Annotated in this window: 18 protein-coding genes; 10 read left to right on the top strand and 8 right to left on the bottom strand. The window is 65.4% G+C overall.

The window, feature by feature from the left end; translation table 11 throughout:
• Positions 1–17: 17 nt before the first annotated feature.
• The 3 genes from AC1DV8_RS13155 to dapD all read right to left on the bottom strand — a co-directional run bounded on the left by AC1DV8_RS13155 (position 18) and on the right by dapD (position 2,073).
• Positions 18–575: a DUF805 domain-containing protein gene (locus AC1DV8_RS13155; RefSeq protein ID WP_477157752.1), complete on the bottom strand. Its 558-nt coding sequence runs from the start codon at positions 573–575 to the stop codon at positions 18–20.
• 83 nt (positions 576–658) lie between these two features.
• Entirely contained in the window at positions 659–1,174 is a 516-nt protein-coding gene (locus AC1DV8_RS13160; protein WP_477157753.1) for a DUF805 domain-containing protein, read from the bottom strand.
• Positions 1,175–1,233: 59 nt separating this feature from the next.
• On the bottom strand, positions 1,234–2,073 hold the full coding sequence (gene dapD, locus AC1DV8_RS13165) for a 2,3,4,5-tetrahydropyridine-2,6-dicarboxylate N-succinyltransferase (RefSeq protein ID WP_477157754.1): 840 nt from the start codon (positions 2,071–2,073) through the stop codon (positions 1,234–1,236).
• A 123-nt stretch (positions 2,074–2,196) separates the two neighbouring features.
• Between dapD and AC1DV8_RS13170 the strand changes: the two genes are divergently transcribed.
• A complete protein-coding gene (locus AC1DV8_RS13170; RefSeq protein WP_477150740.1) occupies positions 2,197–3,051 on the top strand; it encodes an LOG family protein in 855 nt (284 codons plus the stop codon).
• Here AC1DV8_RS13170 and AC1DV8_RS13175 read toward each other — a convergent pair.
• Together AC1DV8_RS13175 and AC1DV8_RS13180 are read right to left on the bottom strand one after the other, a co-directional pair.
• Entirely contained in the window at positions 3,048–3,428 is a 381-nt protein-coding gene (locus AC1DV8_RS13175; RefSeq protein WP_477157755.1) for a VOC family protein, read from the bottom strand. The genes AC1DV8_RS13170 and AC1DV8_RS13175 overlap by 4 nt on opposite strands.
• Positions 3,425–4,129 carry a pyrimidine 5'-nucleotidase gene (locus AC1DV8_RS13180; RefSeq protein WP_477157756.1) on the bottom strand — a complete coding sequence of 235 codons (705 nt, stop codon included), beginning with the start codon at positions 4,127–4,129 and terminating at the stop codon, positions 3,425–3,427. Before AC1DV8_RS13180 ends, AC1DV8_RS13175 begins: the two co-directional genes overlap by 4 nt.
• Positions 4,130–4,332: 203 nt before the next feature.
• On the opposite strand from AC1DV8_RS13180, the gene AC1DV8_RS13185 reads away from it, so the two are divergent.
• The 3 genes from AC1DV8_RS13185 to AC1DV8_RS13195 all read left to right on the top strand — a co-directional run bounded on the left by AC1DV8_RS13185 (position 4,333) and on the right by AC1DV8_RS13195 (position 6,920).
• Positions 4,333–4,950, top strand: a complete 618-nt coding sequence (locus tag AC1DV8_RS13185) for a TetR/AcrR family transcriptional regulator (RefSeq protein ID WP_477150737.1) — start codon at positions 4,333–4,335, stop codon at positions 4,948–4,950.
• 2 nt (positions 4,951–4,952) lie between these two features.
• On the top strand, positions 4,953–6,449 hold the full coding sequence (locus AC1DV8_RS13190) for an MFS transporter (protein ID WP_477150736.1): 1,497 nt from the start codon (positions 4,953–4,955) through the stop codon (positions 6,447–6,449).
• Positions 6,450–6,551: 102 nt separating this feature from the next.
• The gene (locus AC1DV8_RS13195; protein WP_477157757.1) at positions 6,552–6,920 is read left to right on the top strand and encodes a YciI family protein; all 369 of its coding nucleotides are present in this window, start codon (positions 6,552–6,554) and stop codon (positions 6,918–6,920) included.
• Between the two features lie 9 nt (positions 6,921–6,929).
• On the opposite strand, the gene AC1DV8_RS13200 is transcribed toward AC1DV8_RS13195, so the two are convergent.
• Both AC1DV8_RS13200 and AC1DV8_RS13205 read right to left on the bottom strand, forming a co-directional pair.
• Positions 6,930–7,088, bottom strand: coding sequence for a hypothetical protein (locus tag AC1DV8_RS13200; protein ID WP_477150734.1), 159 nt, complete (start codon positions 7,086–7,088; stop codon positions 6,930–6,932).
• 11 nt (positions 7,089–7,099) lie between these two features.
• A complete protein-coding gene (locus AC1DV8_RS13205; RefSeq protein ID WP_477157758.1) occupies positions 7,100–8,332 on the bottom strand; it encodes an FAD-dependent oxidoreductase in 1,233 nt (410 codons plus the stop codon).
• 52 nt (positions 8,333–8,384) lie between these two features.
• Here AC1DV8_RS13205 and AC1DV8_RS13210 point away from each other — a divergent pair, with 52 nt between their 5' ends.
• A complete protein-coding gene (locus AC1DV8_RS13210) occupies positions 8,385–8,858 on the top strand; it encodes a MarR family winged helix-turn-helix transcriptional regulator (protein ID WP_477150732.1) in 474 nt (157 codons plus the stop codon).
• A gap of 125 nt (positions 8,859–8,983) precedes the next feature.
• Positions 8,984–9,949: a hypothetical protein gene (locus AC1DV8_RS13215; protein WP_477157759.1), complete on the top strand. Its 966-nt coding sequence runs from the start codon at positions 8,984–8,986 to the stop codon at positions 9,947–9,949.
• A 188-nt stretch (positions 9,950–10,137) separates the two neighbouring features.
• Here the strand turns inward: AC1DV8_RS13215 and argB are convergent, their stop codons facing one another.
• Positions 10,138–11,046, bottom strand: a complete 909-nt coding sequence (gene argB, locus AC1DV8_RS13220) for an acetylglutamate kinase (RefSeq protein ID WP_477150730.1) — start codon at positions 11,044–11,046, stop codon at positions 10,138–10,140.
• Positions 11,047–11,187: 141 nt separating this feature from the next.
• Between argB and AC1DV8_RS13225 the strand changes: the two genes are divergently transcribed.
• The 4 genes from AC1DV8_RS13225 to msrB all read left to right on the top strand — a co-directional run bounded on the left by AC1DV8_RS13225 (position 11,188) and on the right by msrB (position 13,978).
• Positions 11,188–11,736 carry a sigma-70 family RNA polymerase sigma factor gene (locus AC1DV8_RS13225; protein WP_477150729.1) on the top strand — a complete coding sequence of 183 codons (549 nt, stop codon included), beginning with the start codon at positions 11,188–11,190 and terminating at the stop codon, positions 11,734–11,736.
• Positions 11,733–12,443: an anti-sigma factor gene (locus tag AC1DV8_RS13230; RefSeq protein ID WP_477157760.1), complete on the top strand. Its 711-nt coding sequence runs from the start codon at positions 11,733–11,735 to the stop codon at positions 12,441–12,443. Before AC1DV8_RS13225 ends, AC1DV8_RS13230 begins: the two co-directional genes overlap by 4 nt.
• A 319-nt stretch (positions 12,444–12,762) precedes the next feature.
• On the top strand, positions 12,763–13,326 hold the full coding sequence (locus tag AC1DV8_RS13235) for a fasciclin domain-containing protein (protein ID WP_477150727.1): 564 nt from the start codon (positions 12,763–12,765) through the stop codon (positions 13,324–13,326).
• A 148-nt stretch (positions 13,327–13,474) separates the two neighbouring features.
• Complete coding sequence (msrB, locus tag AC1DV8_RS13240; protein ID WP_477157761.1) at positions 13,475–13,978, top strand: peptide-methionine (R)-S-oxide reductase MsrB; 504 nt, start codon at positions 13,475–13,477, stop codon at positions 13,976–13,978.
• The last annotated feature ends 39 nt before the right edge of the window (positions 13,979–14,017 follow it).

Consider the following 14,017-nt stretch of genomic DNA (forward strand, 5'->3'; position numbering starts at 1 on the left):
CCCGTCCGTCGTTCTGGTTACGCGGTCGCGGCCGCGCCGCTGGTCAGCGGATCGAGGCCATAGTCATTGGTGCCGTCGGTGCCCTTGAGGAACCCGAGGACGACCAGCATGTAGATGCCGAAAATGCCGACCGCCGCGCCGATCACCGAAAACAGCATGCTCGGCATCGGTACCGTCACGCCCTGGATGTCGGTCATCGTGTAGCCCAGACCAAGTGCCTGGATCAGCAGCAGCACGACCGTGACGCCGAAGTAGATCAGCACGTCGCGTCCGGCATTGTTCTTGTCGTGCCGGCGCTTCACCGACAGGCAATAGGCCGGATAGGCGAAGATCAGGAACACCACGAGGCTGCCCCATGCCGAGGCCTGGATCACTCCGGTGGCAATGGTCGCGATCTGCGCGGGATCGGTGGTGTTGGCCATGATCGCCGCCATGTTGGGGCCGCCCAGGCCCACCAGCGGCAGGATGAGCATCGAGATGACGATGTTGGCAACCGCCAGCACGATCGCGCCGATCCACCAGCTCTTGCGCGAAATCCGACCCTCGGTCTTGGTGTAGAGATACTGAAAGTCCATTATTCCCTCTATGGCTTCCCGCGGCGCCCTCATGCCGCAGGCGCGAGCCTAGTAGAGTCGCCGCAATCCTACCAGCCGCGCCGCTAGGCCGCGGGAACCGGGGGTCGGAGGGGATCGGGGCCATGCTTATTGGCGCCCTTCGTCCCCATCTGGAACCCGAGCAGGTAAAGCAGATAGAGACCACATGCCGACTGGATTGCGGTGAGCGCTCCGAGGACGTTGCTGAGCGTCGAGAAGGACGGCATCAGCATGGTCGTGAGCGACGCCCTCGTCTCCATGCTGGGCAGCAGGACCGTCGTGATGAACCATGTCTGCGCGATCATTGCGATACCCGAGAGGACCAGGTAGGCCAAGAGGAGACGGCCGTTCTCGTTGCAATCGTGCAGGCGTTTCACCGACAGGCAATAGTAGGGACAGGAAGCCGCGACTGAGGTTGCCCCGAACAACCAGAAGAAGGCCGCCGGAGATAGAGCTGCACCACTGAACATGGCGGCCATTACGAAGGCGATCACCAATGCGCCGAGCACCAAGGCTCCCAGCCACCAGGCCTGCCGCGTAATCCGCCCCTTGGTCGAAAAGTAAAGAAACCCGACGCCCACCGCTGCCCCCGCCGCGACTGTATCCCGACGGCGACCCTATTTGAGAGTCGGCGGTATCACTAGTCCCGCAGCAGTTCGTTGATGCCGGTCTTGCTCCGCGTCTGCGCGTCCACCGTCTTCACGATCACTGCGCAGTAGAGGCTCGGGCCGGGGTTGCCGTTCGGCAGCGGCTTGCCCGGCAGGTTGCCCGACACCACCACGGAGTAGGGCGGCACCTTGCCGATATGGACCTCGCCGGTCGCCCGGTCGACGATCTTGGTCGAGGCGCCGATATAGACGCCCATCGACAGCACCGAGCCTTCGCCGACCACCACGCCCTCGACCACCTCGGAGCGGGCGCCGATGAAGCAGTTGTCCTCGATGATGGTCGGGCCGGCCTGCATCGGCTCGAGCACGCCGCCAATGCCGACGCCGCCGCTGAGGTGCACGTTCTTGCCGATCTGCGCGCACGAGCCGACGGTGGCCCAGCCATCGACCATCGAGTTCTCGTCGACGAACGCGCCGATATTGACGAAGCTCGGCATCAGCACCACGCCGCGGCCGATATGCGAGCCGCGCCGCACGATCGAGCCGGGCACGGCACGGAAGCCGGCCTCGCGGAAGCGGTTCTCGCCCCAGCCCTCGAACTTGGATGGTACCTTATCCCACCAGGTGGTGCCACCGGGGCCCTGGATCACGGCGTTGTCGTTGAGCCGGAAGCTCAGCAGCACCGCCTTCTTCAGCCACTGGTTCACCGTCCAGCCGTCAGCAGACTTCTCGGCGACGCGCGCCTTGCCGCCGTCGAGCAGCTCGAGGGCAGTCTCCACAGCCTCGCGGATGGCGCCCTGCGTGCTGGAGCTGATCTCGGTGCGCGCCTCCCAGGCGGCATCGATGGTCTGGGCGAGATCGGCATGCGACATGGAAAGTGCTTTCGGATCGGGTGGCAGGAAGGCGCGCCGGACATTATCCGGCTCGGTTCGCCTGTCAACGATCCTTAACCCCGGCCATGACAAGCTCATCGCCTAGTTTCGGAGACTGCCAGAATGGCCACACGCGCCCATACCCCGCTTCGCACCTCGGTCGAAGACATCGATGCGGCAAAACGTGCGCCGTCGACGCCGCAGACCGAATCCGCCGCGTTCCGCCTCGCCTTCTCCGACGACGAGTTCATGACCTCGGAGGATACCCGCGGCATCCGCTTCCAGCTCGAGTATTTGAAGACCGAGTTCCGCCTGCGCGAGCACGGCATCCGCTCGACCGTTGTGCTGTTCGGCGGTGCCCGTATCCCCGAGCCGGGCAAGCCCGCCTGGGCTGCTCGCAACGAGACCCAGAAGAAGAACCTCGAGATCGCCTCGCGCTACTACGAGGAGGCGCGGCGCTTTGCCCAGTACGCCTCGCTCACCTCGCGGGCGCTAGGATTCCGCGACTACGTCGTGGTGACCGGCGGCGGGCCCGGCGTCATGGAGGCCGGCAACCGTGGGGCCGATGATGTCGGCGCACCGAACATCGCATTCAACATCGTCCTGCCGCACGAGCAGGCGCCGAACGCCTACATCACCCCCGACCTCTGCTTCAATTTCCACTATTTCGCGACCCGCAAGATCCACTTCCTGCTGCGCGCCCGCGCCGTCGCCATCTTCCCCGGCGGCTTCGGCACGCTGGACGAGTTCTTCGAGACGCTCACCCTGATCCAGACCGGCCGCATGGACCGGATTCCGCTCTTGCTGTTCGGCAAGGAGTTCTGGAACAAGGTGATCAATTTCGAGGCGCTGGCGGAAGCCGGCACCATCGCGCCCGACGATCCGAAACTGTTCACCGTGGTGGATAGCGCGGAGGATGGCTGGAACGTGATCCGCGAGCACTACAATTTGCCGGAAGTGACGCTGGCCACTGGCTAGCGCTTCGGTGCGAACGTGCCGTCGAAGTGGTTGCGCAACTCACACCGGTTGCCGTCCGGATCGACGAAGCCGCCGATGATGCCCCAGTCCCAGTGGCTGACCTCGACCCCGATGCCCTTGGCGCGCAACCGATCGGCCGCCGCATCCACGTCGGCGACGTTGAAGCGTAGCGTCACCGGGCTCTGGGCGCGCGATTTTTCTGTCGCTGCAGCCACCCCGCCGCCCTCGACCATGATGTAGCCATCGCCGAACTTCAGCGCCGCGACGCTCGCCGTGGTGAACATCACCGGCAGCTCGAGGAGGTCGCGATAGAAGGCGAGGCAGCGCTCGAAATCCTCGGTGAAGAGGATGACGCCGGCTTGCTCGTACCAGCTCATGGCAGCTTTCTGAGGAACCCGGCCAGGTCCGCCGTCATATGGTGCACATGCGCGCCGCCGGTGCGTTCCAGCTCCCACGCCTCCACCTGCTCATGCGCGAACGCCTCGCCGGCGATCACCTGCACGGTGGTCATCCCGGTATCGTGCGGCACCACGAGGTTCTTCTCGAGATCGTCGAACATCGCGGCCCGCCGCGCGTCGATCCCGTGCTTGCGGAAGAAGGCATCATACGCTTCAGGCAGCGGCTTCGGCCGGTAGCTCATGGCGCGGATGTCGAAAATGTCTTCAAACAGCCCGTCGGCATTGCCCAGCCGGTTCAGTACCGCCCTCGCGTGCCCGACATCGCCATTGGTGAGAATGAACTTCCGCCCCGGCAGCGCACGGATCGCGTCGACGAGGTCGGGATGCGCCGCAACCGGCGTATAATCGATCGCGTGGACGGTGTTGAGGAAGTGGTCCGGGTCGACCTCGTGCAGCTGCATCAGCCCGTTAAGCGTCGTGCCGTAGTCGCGGTAATAGGCCTTCTGCAGCGCCCGCGCCTCGTCGAACGGCAGCTGCGTCACCCCGACCATATAGCGGGAGATCAGCATGTCGATCTGCGCGAACAGGTTGCACTCGCGCGGGTAGAGCGTGTTGTCGAGGTCGAACACCCAGTCGGTGACGTGGGAGAGCGAACGGGGCGGAGGAGTAAGATCGTTCATCCCACCAATATGGCAGATAAGCCGCGAACTTTCACCCCGCGCTGATTGCAGGGCTGTGCACCGCCACCACCTCGACCTCCGCAATTTGATCAATCAATCACTTGATTGAAAGATTTCCCGGGTGTATGTGCCTGGCCTCGCCGCAAGCCAAGTGTCGAAATGCCGATGTTTGGCGCGACATTGTCGGCGAGCCAGGAAATCCGATGACCCTCACCAGCCCGACCAGCAAGCGCGAGACCACCGACGATCGTCGCCGCGCCATCGCGGCAGCGGCGCGCGATCTCATCGTCGAGAAAGGCTTCGAGGGCCTCAGGACCCGCGATATCGCCGCGCGTGTCGGCATCAATGTCGCGACGCTGCACTATCACGTGCCCACCAAGGAGGCGCTGATCGGGCTCGTCGCCGACACCATGCGCGACGATTTCCGGGCCCAGTCGCTGCTCCGCCCGCGTGCCCACCTGTCGCCTGGCGAGCGACTGGAGCACGAGTTCTTCGACTTCCGCGAGATGTTCTACGAGCAGCGCGAGACCCTCGCGGTGATGTCGGAGCTGATGGAGCGGGCCCGGCGCGACGCCGTGATCCACGCCGCCATGCAGCCGATCCTGCACAAATGGCACCAGATGGTTGCCGCCATTTTCGTCGCCGGCCTCGCCGACGGCACCTTCCGGCCGGACCTCGACCCCGAGGCGGCCTCGAGCATGTTCATCGGAGCATTGGTCGGCTTCGGCCGCGGCCCCGATACCACCCCCCAGTATTTCGAACGGCTGTGCGCCGAGTTGCGCCGCGCCGTTCGCCACCAAACGCCAGAGACCAGGAACTAGCCATGTCTTCGCAATTCCACGTGCCGCAATCCAAGGCCGATGCCGATCCGCGCCGCTGGGTGGCGCTTGCCGTCCTGCTGCTCGCCAGCTTCATGAATCTCATCGACGTCACCATCGTCAACGTCGCGCTGCCCAGCCTGCAGCAGAACCTCGGCGCCGATCCCAGCCAGATCGAGTGGGTCATCGCCGCTTATGTGCTCGCCTTCGCGCTGGGCCTTCTGCCATTCGGCCGGCTCGGCGACATCGTCGGCCGCACCCGCATGTTCCTCATCGGCGTCGCCGCCTTCACGCTGGCCTCCGCCTTCTGCGGCCTCGCCCCCTCGATCGAGTGGCTGATCGTTGCCCGCGTGCTGCAAGGCCTCGCCGGTGCGGCGATGACCCCGCAGGTCCTCGCCATCGCCCAGGTCACCTTCCCGCCCGAGGAGAAGGGCCAGGCCTTCTCCCTGTTCGGCCTCAGCGCCGGCCTTGCCGCGGTTGCCGGCCCGATCGTCGGTGGGCTGCTGATCGGCGCCAACTTCGCCGGCCTGGACTGGCGTCCGATCTTCCTCGTCAACGTCCCGTTCGGCATCCTTGCCGTCGTCGCCGGCTGGTACCTCATCCCCCGCACGCCAGGCCATCCGACGCTGAAGAACGATTTCGTCGGCATCGCGCTGTTCGGCGCGGCCACCGTCGCCATAGTCTATGCCTTGGTCGAGGGCCACACCCTCGGCTGGCCGACATGGCTGTGGGGGCTGATGGGCGTTGGCCTGCTGTTCACCGGCCTCTTCGTCATCTGGGAGCGCCACCGCGCTCGCCTTGATCTGCCGCAGCTGCTGAATTTCAGCCTGATCAGCAATCCCAACTATCTGCTGGGCCTGCTCATCACCACCATCTTCGCCTCGGGCATCCCGGCGATGTTCATGGTGATCTCGCTGCTGCTGCAATCCGGCTACAACTTCACCCCGCTGATGTCGGGCCTCACCAACACCCCGTTCTCGGTCGGCGTGCTTGCCATCTCGCTGTTTATCGGCCGTCTCGGCCAGCGTTACCTGCGCACCCGGCTGGCGCTGGGCGCGGCGATGCTGGTGCTCGGGATCGGTTGGCTCGACTTCATCATCCGCGGCCTTGGCGATTCCGTCGACCACTGGACCTTCCTGCCGCCGCTGCTGCTGGCCGGCCTCGGTCTCGGCCTCGGCTTCTCCGGCCTGTTCCAGTCGGTGCTGTCGGGCGTGCCGCCGCGCGATGCCGGTGCCGGCTCGGGCGCGCTGCAGGCCTTCCAGCAGGTCGGTGGCGCCATCGGTGTGGCGCTGGTCGGGCAGATCTTCTTCACCCAGCTTTCCGCCGGCTTTGCCGCCGGCAACCCGCCGCATGTCGCCTTCGCCCAGGCTGCGGGGCCGGCGATCCTCTACCAGATCGTCGCCTTCGGGTTGGTCGTGGTGCTGGTGCCGTTCCTCAGGATCAAACGCCCGGATCAAGGTGCCGGCGCCCCGGCGGCGCCCGCGGTGCCGGTCGAGGCATAGAGCAATGGACAGGGCGCCTGCGGGCGCCCTTTCTTTTTTGCCCGGCGAATGTCGATGTCGCCGTCGCTACCTCGACTAGCTGTGAAGCCGAAGGAGGAACCCATGCGCTATGTCTGCCTCGTCCACGTCGACAAATCGCTGATCGAAGCCGCGACGCCCGAAGAGCTGGCGGCGATGGATCGACAGAACCGGGAAACCAATAGGGCGCTCAAGGCCAGCGGCCAGTTCGTCCTCGATCTCGCCCTCAAGGAGCCGGAGACCGCGAGGGTCGTCCGCTCCCGCGGTGGCAAGGTTTCGGCTACCGACGGCCCCTACGTCGAAAGCAAGGAGCACCTGGGCGGCGTCCTGGTGATCGAGGCGCGCGATCTCGCCGAGGCGGCGGAGATCGCCGGTCGCGATGCCATGGCCCGCTTCGGTAGCATCGAGGTGCGGGCTGAAATGGGCCTCTCCTGGCAGCAGCCGGAGCCGTGACCGGCTCGGCTAGAACCCGAGGATGACGAAGCGTCCGACCAGCGCGGCGAGGCTGAGGCAGACAAGCCCGATGCCGAGGCCGACGGGCGAGCCCCAGCCATGCCAGCTGAGCGCCGTCTGCGCGTAGCGCCATTCTTCATCGGGGGTGAGGGGTGGGCGGTTGGCCATGTCGTTCTCCTTTACTGGGTTGGTTGGGTGAGCGGGGTGCGGTCGGCCCTGAAGCCGAACATTCGCTGCTGCGCCCTCACCCCCATCGGCATCACCACGGGCAGGATCAGGTCGCGGATGCGGAGGGAGAGCCAGCTCTGCGCGTGCTTCTGCGATCCGGCCATCCGGCCGATCTGGATGGCGGTCTCGACTCGCTGCCGGCGCAACGCCTCGAAGCGCCGGAACGCGGCAGCCGGCTCCGGCTGTTCGTCGAGGCAGGCGGCCAGCACCACGGCATCCTCGATCGCCATCGAGGCACCCTGGCCCGAATGCGGCGCCACCGCATGGGCGGCATCGCCCATCAGCAGCACGCGCAGCGTCGACCAGCGGCTCAAGCCGTCCATGTCATAGACCGGGAAATTGCGATCGATGCGCGTCACCGCGGCAAGGATCCGCCGATTGTCGAGCGGATCGTCCGCGTGCATGGCCGCGACCTTGGCCGCATAGGCTGAGGGATTGGCAACCGGCCCGGTCTCGTTTTCGGCGTCGGGATAGGTGTTGAACCACAGCACCGGTCCGTTCCCCTGCTTGAGGTAGCCGAAGAACGCCCGTTTGCCGAAGGTCATGTACATGACGCCATCAGTCGGGGCGATCTCCGGCACGTCGACCAGCCCGCCGGTACCTATGAGGCCGGAATAGCGGGGCGCCGGCAGCTCCGGGAAGCAGAGCCGCCGCACCGTCGAGCGCAGGCCGTCGCAGGCGATTGCCATGTCGAACATTTCGCGCGTTGATCCGGTTTCGATGGTGACGCCGGCTTCGGTTTCATCGATGCCGGTCAGGTCTTCGCCAAGCCGCAGCATCACGCCGGCTGCTTCCGCCGCATCGAGCAGCGCGCCGCCGAGCGCGCCGCGTCCGATGGTGACCGACGGCGCGCCGAACGCCTCGCGATGCCCGGCGTAGTCCATCAGCCCCAACCGCTTGCCGTGCTCGTTGAAGATGGCAATGCCGCTGGTATCGAGGCCCGCCGCGATCACCGCATCGGCGAGGCCGAGCGCCCTCAGCGCATTGATGCCATTGGGGGCCAGCGTCAGGAACAGCCCGTCTGAGCGGATCTGAGCCGCGCGGCGCCGTTCGATGACCACCGGCCTCAGTCCCTTCTGCTGCAGTGCCAGAGCCAGCGCCAGGCCACCGATGCCGGCGCCGCAGATGGCGATCTGGGGATGGTTGGTTTTTGCCCTTGCGGGGCGACTATCGATAGGTGACATTGTACGAACGCCTTATTATTAGACAATCTAACAATTAGATGATCGAACAATAATGTCAACCCCCGACAAAGCCGCCCTCATCGAAACCCTCGGTCGCATCGTGGTGCGCTGGCAGGATGCCACGCAGAAACATGATGAGGCCGTGGGCGCCATCTACGGCCTCAACGCGTCCGAGCGGCTGTGCCTGAGCTTCCTCTGGCTCGGCCCGCAAACTGCCAGCGCCATCGCCCGCGAGATCAGGCTGACCCCGGCGGCGGTGACGGCGCTGATCGACCGGCTGGAAAAGCGCGGCTTCGTCCGCCGGCGTCCCGACCCCGGCGATCGGCGAAAAGTCTGGGTGGAGGCCGCCGAGGAGGCGCACCGGGTTACCGCCGAGGCCTATTTGCCATTGGGCGCGGCGGGCGAAGTTCTCCTCGCCAAATACTCGGTAGCGGAACTGCAGGTAGTCGAGGCAGTGCTCACCGAGTCGATGGCGCTGCAGGAGAAGATGACCGGCGAACTGCTGGCCCGGCATCAGAAGCCCTGATCGATCCGCCACGTTGGCAATTGGCTAACCATTGCTGACGAGTTTCCGTAAAATGCCACATAGCGGTCGCGGTGTCGGCCAACTGCGCCTCCATCTCGCGTGCACCAAACGCACCAGGAGCCGCCGTGAACAGCCTCACCACCTTCGGCCTGACCGCCGTCGTCCTCTTCGCGCTGGCCACCGGCCTCGCCGCCAACGCCCGCGCCGCTGAGAACTTCATCTATACCGGCAACGGCGACCTCGAAGCTGCCGAGTCCGTGCTGGCGCGGCCCGACATCGAAGGTGCCCAGGTGGTCTACAACTGGCGCGCCCTCGAGCCGGCGAAAGGCGAGTACGACTTCTCCGCCATCGAGCGCGACCTGGCGCAGACCGGGCGGCTCGGAAAGAAACTCTTCATCCAGATCCAGGACCGCTTCTTCTCGCCCCAAGCCCGCAACATCCCCGACTACGTGCTCGAAGGTGCCGAATATGGCGGTGGGCTGGTACCGCAGGTCGACAACCCGGGCGAGGACAAGACTCAAGCCTATGGCTGGACCACCATGCAGTGGAACCCGGCGGTGAGGGCTCGCTACCAGGCGCTGCTGCAAGCGCTGGCTGTGCGCTTCGACGGCAAGGTCTACGGCGTCAACCTGCCGGAGACGGCGATAGACATCGACATGAAGGCCGACAAGACCGGCTTCAGCTGCGACGCCTACTTCGACGCCGAGCTGCAGAATCTCATGGTCGCCCGTCGGGCTTTCACAGCATCCAAGGTGGTCCAGTACGTGAACTTCTGGCCTTGCGAGTGGGAGAACGACCACACCTACATGAGCCGCCTGTTCGAGCTGGCCGCCGCCAACAACATCGGCCTGGGCGGCCCCGACATTGTCCCTTGGCGCAAGGGCCAGATGAAGAACTCCTACCCGTTCTTCAACCAGTACAAAGGCAAGCTGGATTTCGTCGGCATGGCCGTGCAGGAGCCGACGCTCACCTACAAGAACGACAAGACCGGCAAGCCCTTCACCAAGGACGAGTTCATCGCCTTCGCCGACGATTACCTCGGCGTCGACGCGGTATTCTGGAGCCTCGAAACACCGTGGCTGAAGCAGTAAGGGGCAGGGCGATGCACAACCGGACAACGTCGCGCAGCCTCCCGCACACCAGCCGCCAGCCGGGCGAGAGCCGCAACTCGCGTCTCATGGGACACGATCTGACGGCGCGGTCGGAAAAACCGAGCGACTGGATGGGGCTGAGCACCGGGTCACGGCCTGCGCCGTGACCGCCGGAGGAACTGCTCGCCCTACCGGACGATCAGCGTTCCGGCGCCATGCTCGGTGAACAGCTCGACCAGCACCACGTGCGGGGTCTTGCCGTTGAGGATCACGACGCCCTCGACGCCGTTGTCCAGCGCCTCGAGGCAGGTCTCGACCTTCGGGATCATCCCGCCATTGATGGTGCCGTCGGCGATCAGCGCCTTGGCATCGCGCATCGACAGCTCGGGGATCAGCTTCTTGTTGGCGTCGAGCACGCCGTCGACGTCGGTCAGGAACAGCAGGCGCTTGGCGCCGAGCGAGCCGGCAATGGCGCCCGCAAACGTATCGGCGTTGATATTGTAGGTGTTGCCGTCGCGCCCTGGCGCCACCGGCGCGATCACCGGGATCATCTCGGAACGGGCGAGCTGGTCGAGCAACGTGCGGTCGACTTCCACCGGCTCGCCGACGAAGCCGAGATCAAGCTCGCGCTCGATGTTCGAGCCGGGGTCCTTGACGGTCTTGGTGGCCTTCTTGGCAAAGACCATGTTGCCGTCCTTGCCGCAAAGCCCGATGGCCCATTCGCCTTCGGCATTGATCAGCGCCACGATCTCTTTGTTGATCGAGCCGGCCAGCACCATCTCGACCACTTCCATGGTCCGCTTGTCAGTGACGCGCAGCCCGCCCTCGAACTTCGATTCGATGCCGAGGTTCTTCAGCATCGAGGCGATCTGCGGCCCACCGCCATGCACCACGATCGGATTGACGCGCGATTGCTTCAAGAGCGCGATGTCGCGCGCAAAGGCCTGGCCCAGCGCGTTGTCGCCCATGGCGTGCCCGCCATATTTCACGACGACGGTCTTGCCCTCGTAGCGCTGCATGTAAGGCAGTGCCTGAGACAGGACGGCGGCGTCCCGGGAGAAGCTCTCGATATCGGGCATCTTGCGCTGTGTATCCATTGTGTCTCGTCCTATAGCGCATTCCGCCGGAGTCGAAAGCGCTTTTGAGCCTCGGCGCGCATCAACAAAACAAACACGAAGATTTCGTGACCGGCGGGGGCAGGGATAGGCATATGACGAGCCTTTGGCTAAGTTCGCGCCATGAGCAGCCCCGCGAGCGCCGAGATCGCCGACCTCATTGCCCGCATCGCGTTGCGGGATCGTGCGGCCTTTCGTGATCTCTACGACCGCACCAGCGCGAAACTTTTCGGCGTAACGCTGCGTATCCTCAAGGACAGAGCGGAAGCCGAAGAGGCGCTGCAGGAAGTGTACGTCAAGATCTGGCAACGCGCCGACCGCTATGTAGCGGGAGGTTATAGCCCGATCAGCTGGCTGGTGGCGGTCGCCCGCAACCATGCCCTGGATGCACTTCGGGCGCGAAAGCCGGTGAGCGATGATATCGACCTCGTGCTCGACCTTGCCGATGGTGGGCCTGATCCAGAACAGGCAACCATCGACAGCTCCGAGCGCACGCGCATCGACGGCTGCCTCGACGAGCTCGAGAGCGACAAGGCCGATTGCGTGCGCGGGGCCTATCTCGACGGCTTCAGCTACGAGGAACTGGCGACGCGCCACAGCGTGCCGCTGAACACGATGCGAACCTGGCTGCGGCGCAGCCTGTTGAAACTGAGAGAGTGCCTGTCGGCATGAGCACGGAAGGTCACAGCGGCGGTAGGGAAGACGACCAGGTCCTGGTCGCCGAATACGCGCTCGGCCTGCTCAAGGGCCCCGAGCTGACCGCCGTCGCGCATCGCATCGCCACCGAGCCGAACCTCGCCATCGACCTCCGCCTGTGGCGCACCCGGCTCGCGACGCTCGACAACGAGTTCGCCGAAGTGACGGCGCCCGCCGGCGGGCTGTCCCGGCTGGAAACGCGGCTGTTCGGCGGCCAGCCGGAAGCGCGCGGCGGCTGGTGGAATTCGCTGGCGCTGTGGCGTGGCTTGGCCGGGGCAGCCGCCGCGGTCGCCGTGGTCGCCATCGGCGTCAACCTGTTGCAGCCGCCACGGCTCGACCCGCAGATGTTCGCCAACCAACTGGTGGCCGCATTGAGCGAGCAGGGCAGCAATGTCAGCTTCGTCGCGCTCTACAACCCGATGACCGGCAGCGTCCGGCTCACCGCGCTGAGCGGCGATGCGGTGCCCGACAAGGACTACGAGCTCTGGGCCATCCAGGGCGCCAACGCCCCGATCTCGATGGGCGTGGTGCCGATGGGCCGCTCCGACATGAAGATGCCGCCCATGCCCGGCGAGTTCGGCGAAGGCACCGTCCTCGCCGTCACCCTCGAGCAGAAGGGCGGTTCGCCCACCGGCGCCCCCCAGGGCCCCATCGTCGCCAAGGGCATGGCGACCGCGATCTGACCGTCGCATACGGTTGGCAGACGCCCCCTCCCATCCTCCCCCATGAAGGAGGAGGTGCCGCATCGAGCATCGGGCACGACCGAACCACAGCCTCGACTCTTCACCTCCCCCTTCATGGGGGAGGCCGGGAGGGGGCCGTCTAGGCCAGCAACCCCTCCCGCGCGGCTACGAAAACTCCATCCGAGAAGTTTCGCCACCACCCCCAAATAATCCCGCCAGAAGCGAAATGTGATCCGAAACCGGCCGGAAGTTCCCTCCGTATCTCACGCTGTCCCGCCAAGAGAACAACGCGGACACTGCCAAAGGAAGGAACCAAACAATGAAGCTCTCCACTCTTCGCGCACTTGCCGTCTCGGCCATGCTGTCGGTCTCCGCGATCTCCGGTGTTGCCTTTGCCGAGAACCCGATGGTCGGCGGCGCGCCGATGTCGGAAACCAAGGACATCATCGACAACGCGGTGAACTCGGCCGATCACACCACGCTCGTCGCCGCCGTGAAGGCCGCTGGCCTGGTCGAGACGCTGAAAGGCGCTGGCCCGTTCACCGTGCTGGCTCCCGTCAATGCCGCCTTCGATGCGCTCCCGGCCGGTACTGTCGAGAACCTGCTGAAGCCCGAGAACAAGGACCAGCTGGTGAAGATCCTCACCTGCCACGTCATCGCCGCCAAGGCGATGTCGACCGACATCACCAAGATGGCGATGGACGATGGCGGCACCCACGAGGTCACCACGGTGGGCGGCTGCAAGCTGTGGCTGAAGGCCGATGGCGGCAAGGTCACCATCACTGACGAAGCCGGTGGCGTCGCCAACGTGACCATTGCCGACGTCGTCCAGTCGAACGGCGTGATCCACGTCATCGACAAGGTGCTTCTGCCCAAGATGTAACCTTCGGCACTGGCCCATCTGTCCGCCGCAAGATGGGCCTTGCCTGTTTCGTGTCCCGCTGGGGTTGCCTTGCGGGACACGAGCATTTGAATGCTCCTGGCCGACAGGGCGGATAAACTGCCGGCAACCGCTGAAAAGGCCTCACCCCATGCAAGTCGATCGCCGTACTTTTCTACTCGGCGGCACCGCCGTAGCCGCCCTCGGCGCGGCAGCGCTGATGTTCCGCCCGATGGGCGCCAGCCGCGCCGCGGAAGGCACTTTCGAAATCACGCTCACCGAAGAGGAGTGGAAGGCCAAGCTCCCGCCAAAGGTCTTCGAGGTGCTGCGCCACGAAGCCACCGAGGCGCCGGGTTCTTCGCCGCTGCTCAACGAGCATCGGGTCGGCACCTTCAACTGCGCCGGCTGCGAACTGCCACTGTTCGATTCCAAGACCAAGTACGAGAGCGGCACCGGCTGGCCCAGCTTCTACCAGCCACTCGACAACGCCGTCGGCGAGGCCACCGACACCACGCTCGGCATGGCCCGCACCGAAGTCCATTGCCGCCGCTGCGGCGGCCATCTCGGCCACGTCTTCACCGACGGCCCGCAGCCAACGGGCCTGCGCTACTGCATGAACGGCCTGGCGCTGACCTTTACCCCCGCCGAGGGCTGATCCCGATCACCGAACTCTCCAAACTGGGGCTCGCACAGA

The sequence above is a fragment of the Devosia sp. P3_B2 genome (assembly GCF_056402875.1).